Below are 17,918 nucleotides of genomic sequence, written 5' to 3'. Positions count from 1 at the left end.
GTCAGAGGTGATGCCCCGCTCCTCCAGGCTGTTCAGGAGCGCCGATGAAGGCCGTCATCTATTTTCGCACGAAGGGAAATGCGAAGGCGGACGTCGACCTGACCCAGCAGCGGGAGACTGTTGCAAGTTGGCTGGCAGAGACCGGCGCCGAAGTCGTCGGTGAGTTCGTTGAAACCGAGACCGGCCGCAACGCTCGTCCTACGTTCGGCAGAGCGCGCAGGGCCGCTCTCGAATGTGACGCCACATTGGTCGTTGCCACGACGAAGGCGTTTGGCGGCTCGGCGTTCACTCCAACATCCGGGTTCGGCGAGCGGCCAGCGATCCTCTGCCTGCGGGATGCCGAAGAGATCGCACGGGAGGCCTGGAAGCGCTCGCCTCTCCTCGTCTGCTATCTCCGTTCGGCCAGCGGCGAGGAGACCGCCTCTAGCTCCACCCTTGCCAAGCAGCGCGAACGTCTCGCCGACCTTATCGTCCCGGCCGTCCACACCGTGCTCGGCGAGTTCATCGAGGACGAGCGCCGAGATGAGGCGACATCGGCGGTTCGCCCGGCGCTCGCCGCCGCGCTGGACCTCTGCCGGCAACACAAGGCCAGGCTTCTCATTGGCACCACGGATGCCATTGGCTCCGGTGCGGCCTTCCTGCCGGAGTTTCGCGACGTCCCCTATGAGGTCGCCTATCGGCAGCAGGACGAATGGCCTGCGATCATCAAAATCTCGGACAACCCCTTCGCCGTGGGCCTTCACTTTGGCGACCATTTGGTTCGCAACTGCGTCCCCGTCTACGTCGTCAACGCAACCGGCGGCGACTTCGCAGAGGTGATCGTCGAAAGCATCGGCACCACCATGATGGACGACGAGGTTCTCAAAACTTCACTCTCCCAGAAGCTTTTGGGTCGAATCCCCGCCGGTCACGGGTGCCTATTGGAAGGCTACGACCTGTTCTTCGATAGCGACTTCACCACTGAATACGAGGTAACGGCCAGAACACCAGATGGCTCCATCTTCCAGGGGACGGCCGCAACTAACGGCCGGCCCACAAGCAGATGGTTGCCGATCTCCGATTGGGCGCAGCTGTCCGCCTCACGCGCGTAGCGCGCCACGTTCCAAGCGCCAGGTCGGAGCTCGGCGCATTCCACTTCCTCATCTCTCCGCGGAGACAATCTTGAGCACGAGCTTCTTCACCTCCTGGAAAGGGGCGTTCGTCTGTGCCGGCATCGCCGTGATCCTGGTCAGCGGCTACAAGCTTTTCTTCGGGCCTGACCGCGAAACGCGACTCCTTCAGACCCGCATGCGCATCGCCTATCCCAGCGGTGAGCCGTCGGCCGAAATCATGGATCGGCAGGTGGTCGCCGCAACACCGTGGACGCCGGTGCAATTCACATTGCGGCAGTCCACGAACTACCTCGTGGCGTCACGCTTCACTCTCACCTGGGATCCTGTCGATCCCGAAGCATTCGTGCTGCGCGCTAGCGGAGTAGATGCTCTCACACGCAAGCCCGAAGAGTACGCCTTCAGCTTCGTCCGGTTGGCCGGCCCTGAGGCGGGCGGAGGCATTCCGGGATCGTTCAAGGGACCAGCTGTTGGCCTGAGCGGCATGGCATTCAATCGGGTTCAGATTGGTGAAGGCGAGATCGCGCAGTTCCTTATCGCCAACGTAACCGACATCCGCGCGCTGCCAACCGATCTCCCCGCAAGCCAACCCTCTTCTCAACCGTCGCCGCGATAACGCGGTGCGTCCCCATCTCCGCCATTCATAAGAACGCCGAGGTACACATGAAAACGACATCCATTCGCTCATTTGCCTTGCCGGGGCTCATCTGTCTCCTGACATGGCATTCCCCGGCGAGCGCGTCCGATCTCGTCGGATCTTGGGTCAAGGCTGGCACTGCTTGCACCCGCGATACGACGATCAACGACAGCCTCTTATTCATCAATAAGGATCAGATTGTCGGCTACGAGTTCCAATGCGACATCGTTCGGCAAAGCACCACGAAGAACCGCACCACGATCCGCACGGTGTGCGCCGGAGAGGGTGAGACCTACCGCAAGACCTTCAACATCGATCGGCTTGCGAGCAGCCAAATTCGTGTGGATTCCGGCCCCGCGCTCATCAAATGTTCCACATCGGGCAACCCATCCGCCCCCGGCACTTCGTCGGACACGTCTCTCACTCGCGGGTGCCTAAAGAGCGACACCAAGATGAGCCTTAGCGGGCGGCTTTCATTGGAGGTTTTCCCGGGACCGCCGAACTTCGAGAGCATCAAGGACGGGGACCGCGAAGACCCCACTTATATTTTGACGCTGCGGCTGCCTGTCTGCCTGGACGACGGCGGAGAATTCGCGGACCCGAAGAAGCTTTTCGATCAAGTCCACGTCAGCGCGATCGACCCGACCATGTTCCCACGCCTAAAGCAGGCGATCGGCAAAGAGGTGGCCATCACCGGAGAGGCGTTCGCCGCACATACCGCACATCACCACGCGCCGCTGGTGATGTTCGCGTCGGACCTCATGCTGAAATGAGAGAAGCGGGGGAGCTGGCAACTGGATGCTTCCCCGCCTTACGGCCTAAAAGCGAGCCCGCAGATGTACGAGCAATGCAGAAACCCGGAATTAGACAAGATATGCAAGCAGCCACACGCTCGTCTTGGAAGACGCTACCGCTCCCAGTGCAACGAAAGCCGATAGACATCGCGCTGCTATACTCCGACGCCGAAGGTGAGAGAATCAGGCTCGGTCACGTGCCAGGAGATATGGACGATAGATGGTTCATATTTTTTGAGGATGATTGGCTTTATTTTCATCGTTCTTGGACAGGGGCCTGCATCTATGGCGCCCGATTTGAGGGGTCTCCGAACGGATTTAGTGTAATCGAAGCGTGGGTCACTCTTGAAAAGAAGTATCGATCTCGTGACTCGGAGCCTGATGCATGTGTCATTGAGAAACTCATTTCCTGTTTTCTGCTGTCCTGACTCCGACGTAAAACATCGTTAACTGCTGCGCAGGACCCACACCATGAGCGGCATTGAGAAATCTCAAGGCCGACGATGCTGCTGTCTGGTTCTCCGATGACCCGCGCAGCCGAAAAGAGGTCATGTCCCTGCGGCGATGGCCCCATTCCCAACCGACGGGAAAGAACAACGCGTACCCTATTCCCTCGCGCGCGACACGGGCTGTTTCCCGCGTGCAAACGAACAGCGCCTCGTGTTCCAGGCTGCTCGGAAGGCGTTTGAAGAGCTCAGCCATGGTTTCACGGGCAGCCACGAGTACCTCGCAGCGCAGATGGTCAGGATCGTCGAGACGTTCCGGAAGTTCGACCGTCTCGCTATCCCGTCCCTGTTTCACTCTGACCCTCTCCGGCGACGAATCGTCATCGCGCTGAACATCGACCTCGTCGTCCAGCATGGGTCGATAACGTCCGCGCACTTTCAGCTGCGATAGATCGCGCAAAGGCAGAGCTTTCATCTTACGAGGCCGATGTCGCTGCTGGCGCTCCCCGAACCTATCACTGGGATAACGACTGGCGGCTCTGGGAACACGGTGAACTACTCAGGAGCGAAATTGAAACCGCTGAGGCATCGCTCGTGGAGTGTTTGCAACATCGATGAAAATATCGGTGCAGGGCAGACCTTTAATTCCGCTGAGCGCCATTTTCAGACCTTGGCTCCCCGCCGGAATGCGGACCTTCGGCTTCGCGCCCGCATCTCGGCCATTGATCTGGTAACGGCCGCGGCCCAAAAGCGGACATTAGCAAGGTGGGGCACCTCGGCACCTTTGCGCCAGGAGCGGAAGTTGGCATCGGGCCAGGGAGCGGACGTTCACGCCCTCGGTTGTGAGACGCGCCATTCGCATGAGGTTCCTGGAGCTTTAAGGCCTCCCTTCGTCCGGGACTGGAGTAGACTCGGAATCTGGGAGGCCGGAGCGTGGACGAAGTACCGTTTGATCAGCTGGCGCAGGCCGATCTGCATATCGATGCGCAGTATAGAGGGGGCCGCACCGGCAATGCCGGTGATGACCCGCTGCCGCGCCTGCTGCGGGTGGACAGCCAGGGCGGATTTCGGAAGCGCGGGCGCAGCGGAACCGTCGAGCTGCTGGTGCTCACTTCGAGCATGAACGATCCGGACTGGCCGGACGCGCTGGACCCGGAGACGGGCGTCTTCACCTATTACGGCGACAACAAGAAGCCGGGCCGTGAGCTGCATGACACAGGCCGCAGAGGCAACCTCATGCTGCAGAATGTGTTCGGCAGCGCGCGGGGTGGCCCGGAAGGGCGGGCACAGCTGCCGCCGATCTTCCTGTTCTCGGGGACGGGCAGCTGGCGCGATGTCCGGTTTCTGGGACTGGCGGTGCCGGGGGTAGAGGGGCTTGAGGCGTCCGAAGAGCTGGTGGCGCTGTGGCGCAGCTCGGGCGGGCAGCGGTTTCAGAATTACAGGGCACGCTTCACGGTGCTCGACACGGAGGTGATCCGGCGGGACTGGCTCGACAGCATCATCGAAGGCAGACGTGACGACGCCCTCGCGCCGGAGGCGTGGCGCGCCTTCGTGGAACAGGGCCGACGCCGCCCGCTGCAGGCGGTCCGTTCCCTCGAATGGCGCTCGCGGAAAGAGCAGTTGCCCCGTGATGCGGAAGGGCAGCAGATGGTGGCGGCGATCCGTGACCATTTCAAAGCGCGGCCACACGGATTTGAGCACTGCGCGGCAGCACTCGCCCGGATGATGATGCCGGATATTGCGAGCCTGGATGTGACCCGGCCCTCGCGCGACGGCGGTCGGGACGCGGTCGGCCAGATGCGCATCGGCAGAGGGGCCTCTGCCGTCCTCGTGGATTTTGCTCTCGAAGCCAAATGCTTCAGCGAGAGCGCAGTCGGTGTGAAAGAGATGTCGCGGCTGATCTCGCGCCTGCGGCACCGCCAGTTCGGTGTGCTGGTGACGACAAGCTGCGTCGATCTGCAGGCCTATAAGGAGATCAAGGAAGACCGACACCCGATTGTGGTGATCGCGGCTTCCGACATTGTCGAGATCCTCAGAGCTTCCGGCTATGGCAGTGTGACTGCCGTCAGAGCTTGGCTAAGTGAGGCGTTTCCGGAGCGGTGATGAGCCCTGCTTCGCGCACGGCGTGCACGGCGTCGAGCGCGGGTTTTGCCTGTTTTGCGGAGGGTTTTCTCTGCCATTTTCCGGCAGCGTAGCCGGCAATGGTCCGGCAGATCCCGGCCACTTTCCAGTGAATGGTGCCCGTGCTCTGTCCGCGTTCGGCAACCTCCATCCAAGTAGCGCTGGTGATCGCCATGCAGGCGGCGATGCGCTCGTAATCGGCGGCGGACACACCGGGCTCCGCGGTGAAACGCGCGGGCGCGCCGTCTTCGGCAAGGCCGGGGGCAGAGGCAGTGTAGGAGAGTTCTGGCGGCAGCGGATCGGTGAAGGAGGGCAGCTGTGTCTGCAACTCATTCCAGCACTCTTCCTTTTTGTACCACTCGCTGGGATTTTTCTGGCCCGCGGAGGCGCGCATGAGAGCGTCCATCTGCGGTGCCCAGGTCTCGATTAACTGTTCGAGTTCAGGGCTGATGGCTTGGTGGGACCAGATGCGGGCAAAGTCTATTCTTCCTCCGGTCCGATGGCTTAACCCGGAGACTATGTAGGCGGCGATCTGTGCCCCGTAGGCCGGGAACCTCATGCTGCGGATTTTTTTGACGATGGCGCGGTAGAGAATGGCGATGGCAACCAGCTGTCTGAAGGTGGCGGTGTCGAGTGGCGGGAAGCGCTCGTCTTTCATGCCCTGCATGAAGTGCTGGAAGTTTTTCTGGCCCCCGAGACAGACGCGGTGCGGCAGGCCGCGCCAGGCGTTGAAGTATTTCGCGACGTCGAGCTTGGAGAGTCTTCTGGTTTTGGGGGTCTGGGTGCGGAAGGTTTTTTCTTCGGTCTTGCGGTAGGAGGCTTTCTGTTCGGCAGCGGTGTAGGAGCCGCGCGCGCGTTCATAGAACCAGCGGCCTTTGCCGTCGTCGAGCCAGGTGTTGTTGGCCAGGGTTTCGAGTTCCTGGTGGAAGGGATTGTTCGCGGAGAAGTCGGCGAGCTGGACGGTGTTCTGGCGGTTGGCAGCCCGGCTGATCGAAGAGACCATGTCGGCAAGATCGGCGCCTCCCACCTTGATGATCTTGAGGGGCACGGCGATGCGGTCGAGGTTGAGACTTTCTTTGCGCCTTGCTCTGTGCAGCGAGGCGGTGGTCTGCCCGCCATTGACGATCTGCAGACCGCGTAACCCGGTGATGGTGCACATGCCGCTGGCATCGGTCACGACGTCGAGATCATCCACGGTCGCCACCAGCCCATTATTGTAGGCGAGGAACATGGAGGGCTGTTCGACGATGGTCCGGCGCAGTTCGGCGTTAACGCTCTTGCGTCCCTGAAGACCGAGGAAAGCGCGCACGTTCAGCTCGAGCAGGCGCACCCCGTAGCGTTCATAGATAGTCGAAAGCGTCTGCCCGGGAAGGACAGCGAGATAGGCGTCGTATTCATCGTCCTGACTGGGCACGTGCAGACAGGGCACAGGCGCCCCGGTGAGCGAGACGAGATCAACAGAGATGTCGGCGCGGGTTTCACCTTCACCTAGCACACGGTGCAGGCGCACCATGTCATAGGCTTCGTGACGGACCGGCGTGCCGCACAGATCGGTGTTACTCGGCAGATTGCCGACAGTGCCGTCGGTCAGAAGGATGATGCGGATCCCGGAGAGTTCTTCGCGCCGTGTCTGGATGAGGCGCGCGAGATCACTGGCGTCGGTGTTGGAAGGCTCGAGCTGGGCGGCCAGACCGTCCACGCAGGCAGAGGCAAAGCGCAAAGCGCGCTCGAAGATCCGGGTCACATCGAGCGTTGTCAGCTTCTCCGGCTGACCGTCACCGGCGTGGAGCGTGGTGAAGAGATCGAGCTGCAGGCGGTCTTCATCAAAGGCGTAGCCGTCGATCCGGTAGGGCGCGTTGCGGATGCGGCCTTCCTGATAGAGATGGAAGGTGTTTGCGAGGTGGCCGGCCTCTTCGAGGCGTTCGAGCACGAGCTGTGTGAACACGTGTTCGGGCACAGGGCTGTCGCTGCCGACGCCTTCTTCGACGTCGCGGTTCAGATCTTCAGCAAAGCGCAGAAGTGTGTCTTCAGTCATGCGGCACCTCCGGCTGCAAAGTGGGAAAGAGACTCCTCCGAGTCAGAGGCGTGAGCGGCAAGGGCGCGCAGTTCGAGCGCGTAGGAAGCGTCAGCAACCGCCATCGGCACATCGGCGCGCAGCAGGCGCGGAAAGCGCGCATCCACCGTGTAGACATCAAGACTGCGAAGAGAGACACGCAGCCCGTGCCGCGCCTGATGGTCATCAGGATTGAGCCCGCGGCGCAGGACGGCGTTGGCCAGTGCCTGCCGTGACGTGTCACCGGGCAGCAGCGCAGACAGCACGTCGACGAGTTCTGAAAGCGTGCGCCCTTCCGGATCTTCGAGCAGGCGGACATGGACCAGATCGAGGCGGCGCAGGCCACTGTCATCCAGCTGATCGAGTGTGGAGATGCGAAGGCGCGAGGAGGCTCCGGCGCTGGTCTTGATCTCCAGCGCGTGGCCCGCATTCACAAAGTCATGCAGAGCACGATCGGGTGCAAGCCAGGTGGCAAGCAGATCAGAACGCACACCGAGCAGGCGTTCGAGCACCAGCAGCTCACCGATCAGACCGACTGTGTCTTCGCGCGACAGCCCGTGCCGGCGTTCGCGCAGGAAAGCGCGCCAGGCGTTCAGCCGCGCGTGAAACCGTCCCAGGGCCACGGTCCTGTCGGAGCCTGCAGCGTCGATCGCATCGGCACAGAGCTGTGTGAACAGATCGCGCTGCTCTGAATCTTCGAGAGCGAGCAGCAGCAGCGGCCCCTGTTCGTCGCGATCGACATAGAGGCGCAGACCGTTCAGTTCGAAGCGCAGCCCTTCCGGCGCTTCACAGCGTATCAGCAGACAGGGCGCCTCATCCGGCGCGCGTAAGCCGGCATAGGCATCCATCGGACAGGCCGGCGCCAGTGTCTGCGTGCGGTAGCGGCGGCTCTGCGCCGGCGCAACCGCCAGCGACGTCCACGCGCCTCGCAGTGTGTCCTGCCAAGCCGCACTCACTCGCCCTCCTCCAGCATCTTCACGCGGTTCAGGAGGTAGACGGTTTTGTCAGCCTTCTCGCTGGCGGGGAAGCTGATCATAACGCCGAAGACGGCGCGGTCTGAGGCAATGCCTGCCACTTTCGGATCGAGCGGATAGAGGATCAGCAGCGCGTTCTCGGGGCGTCTGCCGCGGGCCAGACGGATCTCAGAACCGGATGGGCGTTCAGAGGGATCCTTGCCCTCTTTAACGCGCTGCTCATTGGTAGCGATGAGTGCGTTCGCGTACTCATCGTCCGTCAGATCGATCGCTTCGTCTTCGGGGCTGAGAATGGTGCCGATGATGTAGCGGCCCGGTTCATCACGGTCTTCGCGCGGCGTGCGCTTTATGCTTCCGAACTCACGGCTTGCAACGGTCACTTTCGTGCCGGCGGCGGAGGGCAGGAAGACGGACCAGTCGGTCAGTTCGCCTTCGCCTATCATCGTGCTGATGTAGGCAGCGAGGCGGTTGCTTTTGATGTCCACATTCTCGGCCGGGAAGGTCAGGCGGCTGAGCAGATTGGCGATCTCACGTCCCGGAACGCCGGACCAGAGTTCGCCGCCTGCTCGTGAGTTGCCTGGACCAGGACGCTGCGGCGAGACGGTGCCGCTGCCGAGATCAGCCACAAACGCATCGACGAGGTCGGCGTTGGCGGCCACGAGCCCGGGATCGCTGAACATCACCGTCTGGATCTTGCCGGCACCTGCAAAGCTGCTCGCCCGTTCGGTGGCGTGACGCCGCTTGTTGCTGGCCGTCACGTTCATGATGTCGTGTGTCTCGACCTTCAGACCGTAGTCTTTGGGCGTACCGCCGGTGGTCTGCATGTGGAGGAAGCTGGAGCGCAGATCGCGTGTGGCGGTCGCGATATGCGTCATCCAGTCGTCCATATCGTCGGTGGTGTAGAGACGGCAGAGATCGGCGTAACGGCGACGGTAGCCGAACCAGCGACCCATCTGCAGCAGACTGTCATACTGCTTGGAGATACGCAGGAAGTAGCTGACCGAGAGGCCTTCCAGCGTGAGACCGCGCGAGAGTTTGTCACCGCCGACGGCAATCACCGAGTAGCCGGTCTTTTTATGACTGTCGTAGTCGATGTCGGTTTTGCGGGTTCCATTGGCGATCTGGACATCGATCTTGTCGGCATTATCGGCGAGCTGATCCAGAACCTCCTGCCAGCTGATCCGCTGTGTCTGCCGTCCGTAAACGGTGGGCAGAACGGCCTCAGTTGTCGGCTCGAAATCTTCCTCCCAGAGAGCCTGCAGACGGGAGAGTGTTTCAGCGTCGCCGCCGGAGATCATCGCGCGCGTTGCGTCCAGGGAGCTCTGCACCTGCCTGCGCACTCGTTCATGGACGTCTGTAAAGCGTGAGACGTGCACGAGCATCGAGTTGTGCACGGCCACGTGGCCGCGCGCGGCGCGGGCGGCACAGACTAGCAGGAAGGAGTCGATGGCCTCTTCAAGGCTGGGCGGGATCTGATCCTGTCCGTCAAAGCGTGGGCGGTGTGCTTTGTCGTGCTTCTCCGGAATCCAGTCTTCTTCGGTCTGCTGGATTTCGCGCTTGAGCGGCAGGCCGGGCTCTTCACCGTCATTGGTGCCGAACACGGCCACCGGCCCGAAATAGTCGTCGGGCGGTGTGAGCGAGACGAGGAAGGTGGCAGGGAAAAGATCCGGTCCATACTCTCTGGCACTTCGCTCGTCGTGCATAAGGATGTTGGCGAACGGCGTGGCCGTGTAACCGACATAGGCAGACCGGCCGAAGCCCATGAGCAGTTTGCGGATCTCGCCGTTGACGCGCGTCGGATCGTAGTCTTCGGCAAACGTGCCTTCAGGCAGGAAGGGCTGGTCTTTCGTATCGACCGACGCTTGGTCAGCTTCGTCGTCGATCACCACCAGCGGCACTTGGCGGGACTCATCGGGAAGGCCGGCGATCCAGCGGTTCAGGTTTTCCAGGATGCGGGCGTTCTTCTTGATCACCAGCAGACAGGGTTTGGCGATCGGTGCGAAGTTGGCCTGATTGGCAACAGCCTGGCTGAAGTCGCCTTTCGGGACCGACATGGTCAGGCTGTCGACGATGAGGCGCGGATTGATCTTCCCGACACCGAGTGAGGTGCGGGCACCGCCTTTGCGGTTGCGGGGATCGGTGTCGTAGCCGAGGAAGTCGGCGTCGAGACGCTTCTGCGTCTGTAGGCGCAGCACATCGTGCATGCCGGCGAGCACCACGATCACGCGATAGCCGGCATCGGCGGCGCGGTTGATGACCCCGGTGTAGTGGGCGGTTTTGCCGGACTGCACGTCGCCTACGACAAGCCCGCGCCAGTCCCACGGACCAGCGCGTTCCGGATCATCCAGATCTTCGAGCACGCGCGCCGTGCTGTCGCGCAGCTCGTTGAGGGAGTTTTCCGGCCAATCGTCTTCGGCGAGTTTGTCGAGGTAGCGGGTGAGGAACGGACCCGGCTTCCTCTTTTCGCCGACATACCAGCGCGGCGGACGTTTCTCTCCGCTGAGAGCGAGCGCCGGTCCCTGCTCGACGACATAGACGGTTTCGAGACGGCGGACGGCTTCAGCGAGCTCTTCGGTTGTGAATTCGTGGCGGCTGACCAGCGTGATGGCGGGCGCGTCATTGGCCACGGCGCGCTCGATCAGGGCGCGGTCGATGGTGCTGCCGTCTGCAAGGCCGAGCAGTTTGCGGGCTCGGTAGACGAGGGCCGTGACGGGATCGTTCTGGTTCATGCGGCCCTCTCTTCGAGCAGCATAAGAAGTCGGTTGCGAAGAGCGGGGGGCGGTTCGTTCATATTGGCGAGCAGCAGATCGGCCCGCTGGGCGGGGGTGAGGTCCTTCGCAAGCGCTCCGCCGAGACCAGCAAGGCGCACAGCGAGATCTTCGACGGCGTCGGCTTCCGGTGTCGGCGGCGGTGCGCCTTCCGTATCAGAGACATCGAGCCAGATGCGTTCGACGGGCACGGTCTGTTCAATGAGCGTGAACAGACCGCTGAGCAGCTTCGGGGAAATGCCCGTCGTCTCGACAAAGCCGAGCACGGCAGGGTGCTTGCGGTTGATGGCGTAGCGCGTGCCGGTTTTGACGTCATACGCCTGCCAGACAGGATCGTGGACACGTTCGGTCCGCGTGCCGCCGCCGGTACGGCGTCCGCGGAAGGCAAACACTTCGCGCGCTTCGTTGCGGCAGCTGCCGGCAATGTCGGTCAGGCGGACGCGCAGTTCGCCGGGCGGGCGTGCCTGGGATTTGCGGACATCAATGCGCCATTCATCGTCGAGATCGGTGGGCAGATCGACTTCGATACGGGCGAGGCGGTTGGCTTCTTCGCGCGTCCAGGCGCGTGAGCCTCCGAGGCCCAGCCAGCTGCCGGCCACCAGCAGGCGGTCGCCACGATAGATGTAGAAGCCCTGGCGGGCGCCCCACCCGCCGGGTCCCCCGGCATCGGCGTATTCGGTGTCGTTCGCAAACCGATCCCGGTGTGGCAGCACGTAAGGGCGCACTGTGATGCGCTTGCCGGCAAGGCGCAGGTTCACTTTGCCTAGAGCCCTGGTGGCGGCGTGGCTGCGCTGAAATGGATCCCACGGCTTCAATGCCCGCTCGTTGACGGCAATCATGAGCTTGCGCGCATCGCCCGACAGGAAGCGGTGAAACACCATACTTAGATGCGCGCGGATCTCGGCGAGGCGCAGGAAGAAGGTTTCGCGGGTGAGGCCGGTGAGACCGCTGCGCGAGTCCATCTGTTCCCAGAGGACGAGCGTGCCCCGATCCATCCCTGCAAGTCCCGTCATCAGGGGATGATCGGGCAGCGTGTCAGGCACCACCGCCACCCAGCCCTGTTTTCCGATCACATCGATGTCGAGGACAAGGGCTGCGTTCTGTCCATTACAACGGCTGACCACGGTCATGCGCCGACACTGCGAAAGGGAGGCGGTCTTCAGACCCATGCCGAACCGGCCGAGATCAGAGAGATCGCGCACCGCGGTCGGGCCGACACCGCCGAAGCGAAGAGCTGCGGCAAGGCGCGCTTCGTCCATACCTTCGCCGTCATCGAGCACAGCAAAGACAGGCGCGCCATCATTCCACTGCGCGTCGATCTCGATACGGGTGGCGTTGGCGCTGATGCTGTTGTCGAGGAGATCGGCGAGCGCGGTTTCGGTGGAGTAGCCTAGGCCGCGCAGCGACTCCACGAGGGCGGAGGCTTCCGGGACAATCGAGACAGTCCGCAGAGCCTCAGTCGTCATCAGGCGACTTTCCTCCCGGCTCCGACACTGCCTTCGTCCCTGGCTGCCTCATCGAGCTGGCGGCGCAGAACTTTTGCAACAGCAAGACCGAGCAGCGGCGGCACGGCATTGCCGATCTGGCGGAAGGCGGCGTTCATCGCGCCGGCAAAGCGGAAGCCGTCCGGGAAGGACTGCAGGCGGGCGGCTTCGCGCACCGAGACGGTGCGGCACTGCCGGCTGTCGTAGTGGATGTGGGAATAGGTGTCCTTGCCCATATGGGCGGTCAGCGTGCGCGACGGTTTGGCGGGATCAAGCTTCCACCATTTGTTGGGGAACTTGGCTGGGTCATAGGGCGGTACGATCGAGGCATAGAGATCTTGGAAGGTGGCGCTGCGCTGCGAGCGCCAGGTCATGCCGCTCTTTTTGAGCGCTTCTTCGAACATGGTTTCGGCAAGGGCGCGCGCCTGCGGATAATCGGCGCCGTGTTTCATGCGCCCGAAGATCGGAAAATCCCGCGGGGTGAGACGCACGAGGTGGCCGTCGGCCCCGTCTTTTGTGCCGAAGCCGCGCCAGTTACGCATGTGTGCGGCGTAGTCCGACATCTCCACGTTGCGGTAGGGCAGAACGTCAGAGAGCTTCCGCTTCCGGATGACCTGCGGGTCGGTGGCGTGCTCGCGGATCGCGGGCAGATCGTCGAGGGCTTCTTTGACACCGACGGCGCGCGGCAGAGACGGATCCGGCTCACGCAGTTCATGGAAGCGTCCGCTGCTGCGATCGACGTGTTTGAGAGCGACGTTGCGCGAGCCTTCATAGCCGCGCGGCAGATCGAAGAACCGGATCGGCTCTGGAAACTCGACGTCCTGACCCAGCACATCGGCGAGGGCAACGATGAAGAGGCGTTCGCGGAACTGCGGCACGCCCTGCCAGGCGGCATTCATGAGTGTGTAGCCGGTGCGGTAGCCGTGCGCTTCGAGTGTCTCGCAGATTTCTTCGGGCACGTTGTGGCTGCCGAAGTTGAGAATGTCGGGGACGTTCTCGATGAGGATGATGAGGGGCTGCGTGTCCTGCACATACTGCAGGAAGCGCCGGTAGAGGGCAGCGCGCGGATCCTTGCGGAAGGCGTCGTCGTTGCCGCCCGAGACTTCACGCAGTTTGGAGCGCCCGATGCGGGCAAAGGCCTGACAGGGCAGACCTGCGGCGAGCAGATCAAAGGCGGTGTCGGCCGAACCTAAACCGAGTTCGCTAGTCAGCTGACCGGCCGAGTAGGCTTCCATGTCGCGGGGCAGCGCCCATGGGTCACCCTCGGAGCGGCCCTTACCAAAATTAAGCGCATAAGAGGCAGCGGCCTGGGCATCGATCTCGACATGGGCGCTGAGTTCGAAGCCGGCTTCCTTGAGGCCTAAGGACAGCCCCCCGCAGCCGGAACAGATCTCGAGCGCGCGCGGCACCGAACCGGCACGCAGGCGTGCCAGTTTCTTTCGCCGAATCGACTGCTGCACGGCCGTGACCATCAACCCAGGATACCCTTCAGTGTTCCGGCGAGGCTATCGGGTTCTCCGGTTTGGCACTGCCAAATGACGGCAGTTCTCCACCCCAGCGCTTCCAGCTCTTTCCGGACGCGCTCGTCGCGCGTCACATTAGTCTGGAATTTTCTGACCCAGAACTCAACATTAGATTTGGGTTGATAACAGTACTTACAGTTGTCGTGGCGATGCCAGAAGCATCCGTGAACAAAAAGCGCGATCTTTCTTTTCGGAAATACCAGATCGGGCGAGCCGGGCAGGCTTTTATGGTGCAGGCGGAAGCGATAGCCTAGTCCGTGCGCGGCTTTGCGCACCAGGAGCTCAGGCTTTGTGTTACGGCCGCGTATGCGGCTCATGTTCTGCGAGCGGCGCTCCTGGGAAATCCTGTCCATCGCCCTCGAATTTGGTACGAAACACCCGATTTGACTAGGTGCCGGCGTCAGAAAAGATGATCACTCACGTCGTCGCTGGCACCGAAAAAACCTGGCCTTCCCGGCAACTGGCAGTCCGACGCGTCCGACAAGCGGACCTTCCGAACGCCGCCTAAGAGTCAGTTTCGGCCTCGGACATTCATCGGCGATATGTCCGCTTCTCGTTGGAAGTCCCCAATAGCGGACAGTCTGCAAGCGGCCCCTTTTCAGCCGTTTGGGTTCGGCGATGTGAAGCTCAGGAAGCGGACGCTCCGAGGGCCGGCCTTGGGTCAACTTTCGTGCTGCGGCTGGGCGTTGAGCTAGACCGACGGAAAACGGACCTCCCGAACGTCGTCAACGGGTCAAACTCCCGCCCCACGGGAATTCCAACCCTAACGGCCTCCTTCAATCTCCGTAGGGCGCCTAGCCGCAATCTGAAAGCGTTCGCACGGAACATCGCCCTACGCGGCTCTCTCGCATATCCTTGTAGAGTTTCATCAATTTCGGAAGGGTCGCGTGCCTTTTGGTTTTTCTCGGTCGTACTTTTGGATTTAGCCCGTCATTCCAGTCAACCACAGGGAGGGCACGGTCTGATTCAATTTGTCGTCCTTGTCGTGCTACAGACCTCTGCTACAAAGAGGGCGTGCGTCGGATCAAAGTGCGCTGCGCAACAATGCTTTCGTGAATGTTTGTAAAGTTGGTGTAGAATCCTAGTCCCCCAGCCAAGCGCCTCACGAAACCATCGCTGCCAACGCCTGAGCCGGTCCGCACCTGCGGATTGGGCCTGTTGCTACAATCCGCTGCTACAAAGCCCGCCCTCGGCGGGCTCATTGGGAGCAGCATGAGGGCCATCGCGAACGTGACGCGCCGGGGCGGCGTCTATCACTTCAGGCGGGCAGTTCCGGAAGCGCTTCGTCGCCATGTACGGCGCCGCGAATTGGTAGTGAGCCTGCGCACGCGTGAGAGCTGCCGTGCCAAGGTCGATGCGGCTCAGCTATATGTCGCGTCGGAAACCCTCTTCGCGAAGATTCGCTCAACGCCTATGCTCAATGACGACCAGCTTGCCCGTCTGGTGCAGGACTTTTACCGGACCATCCTGGAACGGGAAAACCTTGCCCGGCTCAATCAGGGCCATCTTGACGACGAATTCCGGATCAAGCGGCTCAACTATTATGCGAACGTCGCTGAAAGGGCCCGATCCGACCTGGGCAGCAACCGGCTGGATGCCGGCCGCGTGGTCACGGAGGCGATGCTCCACAAGCAGGGCATGACGGTGGCTGAACTCGACCGGGTTGAACGCGCCCAAGCTCAGCAGGCGGTGCTGCGTGCCGGCATCGACCTCGCGGAGGCTTTGACCGCGCGTTAGAACGGCGACTTCAACTACGAGCCCAAGGACAAGCTCCGTCGGCAGGAGCTCAAAGCGGCCGACGCAGCCAGCGCCCCCCAGAAAGACCTCGTTGAAGTTACCGGGCCCGCAGCGAAGTCCCCCCTCGGGGAGCCACTGTCCAAGGTGGGGGAGACGTTCCGCACGGCACAGGTCCTCACGAAGGCATGGGACGCGCAAACCGCGTTATAGGCACGAGCCACCTACCGGCTGTTCATCGAAGTATGCGGGGATAAGCCCCTTGCGGAATATACGCGCGGATGCGGGCAAATTCCGGGAGCAGATCGAACGCCTCCCAAGCGACTATGGCAAGGCAGCCGCTTACAAAGGCATGACTGTCGCACAGATCCTGGCGGCCTTCGGTGCTGCATCGCCTGACACGCGCGGTGGCGTGATCTCGCAGACCACCGTCAAACGGCATTTCTCCGCTCTCTCGGCGCTTTGGGCGGCCAAGGTTCCTTCATGGTTGGCGTGCGCCGCATGCCGGCTTACCGATGCCCCGACGAGCCGCCGGAGTGAGAGGCGCACACGCTGCATTAGCCTTAGCGTAACGAAAAGGCGTTCAGTCTCGCGGTTGATTGTCGAGCAACCAATCGCCAGAGTGAGCGTTGTATAACGATGGGCAACATGGCGCATCGCTCTAGTTTGGAAGGTATCGCCGATGAAAGTCTTGTCGGTACTAAAGGTCGGGCTCCTGGCATTGGCGACGCTCATCGGCGCCGTATCGATGGCGAGCGCCGCTGACGGTTCAATCAGCATCCGTATCTTGAAGGCCGGGTTCGTGGTCGGCGGATCAGCTGGAGACGGCGTGCTGACGTTTCAGGGCCGCAGATATCCACTCTCGGTCGGGGGGCTGAGTTATGGCTTCACCTTCGGCGCTTCAGAGACACGATTTCATGGAAGGGTCAGAAATATCCGACGTGCGTCTGACGTTTCTGGGGTCTATGCCCAAGGCGGTGCTGGCGCCGCCCTCGGAAAGGGCGCGCAAGTCGTCGTCCTGACTAACCAGAACGGCGCCATTTTGGAGCTGAGCGGCGAGCAAAAGGGCGTAATCGTCAGCCTTGACTTGAGCGGACTAGCTTTGTCGCTGAAGTGAGGATTTCCTTGGAGTATCGGCGCCCTCGATGAACTCCCCACCCCTTCATCAGCCCAGCGACATCGCCCGCTGGCTCGGTTCTTCTGAGCGCGCGCTGCGCCAATGACGAGAAAGGTTGGCGCATGCCGGATTTTCGGCAAGACTATGGTTCTCACCGACAACGGCGTCATGGCCCTAATGGAGGCCGCGCGTCCATGCCCATCACCATCTGTAAGCGCGGGGACGTCTGGCACTTCCGTGGCTCCGTTCTCAGACCTTGGATACGACGACTACTGACACGGCAAACCGCACGTTGAGGTGTCACCAAGACACCGCGGGCGGACTTGGGCCGCGAAATAACAGGTATTCGCCGGTGATGCGGCCACCCGACTGGCCTCTGCTGGCGCCGGCATGCCAACGCCAACCTTTTCGCGACCGGCTCTTATGGCAATAGCCTAACTAGGACTGCTCCTCGGAAGGAGGATGCCATGCGCGTCAATCAAACGCCCCACTCACAGCACGAGCCTTAGAACGCTGGCCGGATCGTCGGTGTCAAACCTCCGCTGAAACCCAGGCATATCCGGGCGTTGCGCACGCGGCTGCAGTTTGCCGATCGGGTGCGCGATCTCGCCATGTTCAACCTTGCCATCGACAGCAAATTGCGTGGCTGCGATCTGGTCACACTGAAGATAGGCGACGTATTCTCCGGAAGCGGCATTCGCGCGAGATCGGTGGTCGTCCAGCATAAGACCGGGCAGCCGGTACCCTTCGAGATCACCGAACCGACGAAGGACGCACTCACTGCGTGGCTCGCAGTCCGGCGTGCAAAGGGAAGCGACTGGCTTTGGCCGAGCCGCTGCCATAGTGGAGGACATGTCACCATCAGGCAGTATGGACGTCTCGTCGACCAATGGGTCAGACTGATTGGTCTCAACCCGGCGGATTACGGCACGCACAGCCTGCGGCGAACAAAAGTCTCCATCCTCTACACGCGGACTGGAAATCTGCGCGCCTGCCAGCTCCTGCTCGGTCATACGAAGCTCGAAAGCACGGTGTGGCCTGCTGCCGGTTTCGTGGACACCGAGATAAGGTGTTCAACGGGACTGGAGAGCTGGAATGCAACGACGGAGGTTCAGCCGCGAGTTCAAGCTTGAGGCTGTAAGATTGGTGAAGGACCGG

13 protein-coding genes and 1 pseudogene are annotated in these 17,918 nt (G+C 61.9%); 7 read left to right on the top strand and 7 right to left on the bottom strand.

Translation table 11 applies throughout. The annotated features are described in order from the left end of the window. Positions 1-44 precede the first annotated feature (44 nt). The 3 genes from ABLE91_RS26795 (at position 45) to ABLE91_RS26785 (ending at position 2,519) form a co-directional block, all read left to right on the top strand. On the top strand, positions 45-1,091 hold the full coding sequence (locus ABLE91_RS26795; protein ID WP_348935612.1) for a recombinase family protein: 1,047 nt from the start codon (positions 45-47) through the stop codon (positions 1,089-1,091). 70 nt (positions 1,092-1,161) lie between these two features. Beyond that, positions 1,162-1,725: a hypothetical protein gene (locus ABLE91_RS26790; protein WP_348935611.1), complete on the top strand. Its 564-nt coding sequence runs from the start codon at positions 1,162-1,164 to the stop codon at positions 1,723-1,725. Between the two features lie 47 nt (positions 1,726-1,772). Continuing rightward, positions 1,773-2,519 carry a DUF4431 domain-containing protein gene (locus ABLE91_RS26785; RefSeq protein WP_348935610.1) on the top strand — a complete coding sequence of 249 codons (747 nt, stop codon included), beginning with the start codon at positions 1,773-1,775 and terminating at the stop codon, positions 2,517-2,519. A gap of 423 nt (positions 2,520-2,942) precedes the next feature. On the opposite strand, the gene ABLE91_RS26780 is transcribed toward ABLE91_RS26785, so the two are convergent. Then, a complete protein-coding gene (locus tag ABLE91_RS26780) occupies positions 2,943-3,401 on the bottom strand; it encodes a hypothetical protein (RefSeq protein WP_348935609.1) in 459 nt (152 codons plus the stop codon). Positions 3,402-3,919: 518 nt separating this feature from the next. Between ABLE91_RS26780 and ABLE91_RS26775 the strand changes: the two genes are divergently transcribed. Beyond that, positions 3,920-5,089 carry a restriction endonuclease gene (locus tag ABLE91_RS26775; RefSeq protein WP_348935608.1) on the top strand — a complete coding sequence of 390 codons (1,170 nt, stop codon included), beginning with the start codon at positions 3,920-3,922 and terminating at the stop codon, positions 5,087-5,089. Here the strand turns inward: ABLE91_RS26775 and ABLE91_RS26770 are convergent. From ABLE91_RS26770 to ABLE91_RS26745, 6 genes are read right to left on the bottom strand one after another with little or no spacing between them, the layout of a single operon-like run. Further along, positions 5,052-7,142, bottom strand: coding sequence for an AIPR family protein (locus ABLE91_RS26770; RefSeq protein WP_348935607.1), 2,091 nt, complete (start codon positions 7,140-7,142; stop codon positions 5,052-5,054). The two genes, ABLE91_RS26775 and ABLE91_RS26770, sit on opposite strands and share 38 nt — an antisense overlap. After that, a complete protein-coding gene (locus tag ABLE91_RS26765; RefSeq protein ID WP_348935606.1) occupies positions 7,139-8,116 on the bottom strand; it encodes a PD-(D/E)XK motif protein in 978 nt (325 codons plus the stop codon). Before ABLE91_RS26765 ends, ABLE91_RS26770 begins: the two co-directional genes overlap by 4 nt. Further along, entirely contained in the window at positions 8,113-10,863 is a 2,751-nt protein-coding gene (locus ABLE91_RS26760; RefSeq protein ID WP_348935605.1) for a Z1 domain-containing protein, read from the bottom strand. The genes ABLE91_RS26765 and ABLE91_RS26760 overlap by 4 nt, the downstream gene beginning before the upstream one ends. Continuing rightward, positions 10,860-12,368 (bottom strand): ATP-binding protein, encoded by a 1,509-nt coding sequence (locus ABLE91_RS26755; RefSeq protein ID WP_348935604.1) that lies wholly within the window; start codon positions 12,366-12,368, stop codon positions 10,860-10,862. Before ABLE91_RS26755 ends, ABLE91_RS26760 begins: the two co-directional genes overlap by 4 nt. After that, on the bottom strand, positions 12,368-13,858 hold the full coding sequence (locus ABLE91_RS26750) for a DNA cytosine methyltransferase (RefSeq protein ID WP_348935603.1): 1,491 nt from the start codon (positions 13,856-13,858) through the stop codon (positions 12,368-12,370). The genes ABLE91_RS26755 and ABLE91_RS26750 overlap by 1 nt, the downstream gene beginning before the upstream one ends. Continuing rightward, positions 13,858-14,262 carry a very short patch repair endonuclease gene (locus ABLE91_RS26745; protein ID WP_348935602.1) on the bottom strand — a complete coding sequence of 135 codons (405 nt, stop codon included), beginning with the start codon at positions 14,260-14,262 and terminating at the stop codon, positions 13,858-13,860. The genes ABLE91_RS26750 and ABLE91_RS26745 overlap by 1 nt, the downstream gene beginning before the upstream one ends. 859 nt (positions 14,263-15,121) lie before the next feature. Here ABLE91_RS26745 and ABLE91_RS26740 point away from each other — a divergent pair. The 3 genes and pseudogenes from ABLE91_RS26740 to ABLE91_RS26730 all read left to right on the top strand — a co-directional run. Beyond that, a complete protein-coding gene (locus ABLE91_RS26740) occupies positions 15,122-15,646 on the top strand; it encodes a DUF6538 domain-containing protein (RefSeq protein ID WP_348935601.1) in 525 nt (174 codons plus the stop codon). A 679-nt stretch (positions 15,647-16,325) separates the two neighbouring features. Further along, the gene (locus ABLE91_RS26735) at positions 16,326-16,760 is read left to right on the top strand and encodes a lipid-binding SYLF domain-containing protein (protein WP_348935600.1); all 435 of its coding nucleotides are present in this window, start codon (positions 16,326-16,328) and stop codon (positions 16,758-16,760) included. Positions 16,761-17,281: 521 nt separating this feature from the next. Then, positions 17,282-17,794 (top strand): annotated as a pseudogene (locus ABLE91_RS26730) (tyrosine-type recombinase/integrase); the annotation flags it as partial. Between the last annotated feature and the right edge of the window lie 124 nt (positions 17,795-17,918).

It is taken from the genome of Aquabacter albus, assembly GCF_040049275.1.
GTDB lineage: Bacteria > Pseudomonadota > Alphaproteobacteria > Rhizobiales > Xanthobacteraceae > Aquabacter.
Note: the sequence above shows the minus strand (reverse complement) of the source record. Positions and strands in the feature narration are given on the sequence as shown.

What these genes read in the sequence shown, in the direction of transcription:
- ABLE91_RS26795 (WP_348935612.1), top strand. Translation starts at nt 45, where the DNA reads ATGAAGGCCGTCATCTATTTTCGCACGAAGGGAAATGCGAAGGCGGAC.
- ABLE91_RS26785 (WP_348935610.1), top strand. Translation starts at nt 1,773, where the DNA reads ATGAAAACGACATCCATTCGCTCATTTGCCTTGCCGGGGCTCATCTGT.
- ABLE91_RS26780 (WP_348935609.1), bottom strand. Translation starts at nt 3,401, where the DNA reads ATGCTGGACGACGAGGTCGATGTTCAGCGCGATGACGATTCGTCGCCG.
- ABLE91_RS26770 (WP_348935607.1), bottom strand. Translation starts at nt 7,142, where the DNA reads ATGACTGAAGACACACTTCTGCGCTTTGCTGAAGATCTGAACCGCGAC.
- ABLE91_RS26760 (WP_348935605.1), bottom strand. Translation starts at nt 10,863, where the DNA reads ATGAACCAGAACGATCCCGTCACGGCCCTCGTCTACCGAGCCCGCAAA.
- ABLE91_RS26755 (WP_348935604.1), bottom strand. Translation starts at nt 12,368, where the DNA reads ATGACGACTGAGGCTCTGCGGACTGTCTCGATTGTCCCGGAAGCCTCC.
- ABLE91_RS26750 (WP_348935603.1), bottom strand. Translation starts at nt 13,858, where the DNA reads ATGGTCACGGCCGTGCAGCAGTCGATTCGGCGAAAGAAACTGGCACGC.
- ABLE91_RS26745 (WP_348935602.1), bottom strand. Translation starts at nt 14,262, where the DNA reads ATGGACAGGATTTCCCAGGAGCGCCGCTCGCAGAACATGAGCCGCATA.
- ABLE91_RS26740 (WP_348935601.1), top strand. Translation starts at nt 15,122, where the DNA reads ATGAGGGCCATCGCGAACGTGACGCGCCGGGGCGGCGTCTATCACTTC.
- ABLE91_RS26735 (WP_348935600.1), top strand. Translation starts at nt 16,326, where the DNA reads ATGAAAGTCTTGTCGGTACTAAAGGTCGGGCTCCTGGCATTGGCGACG.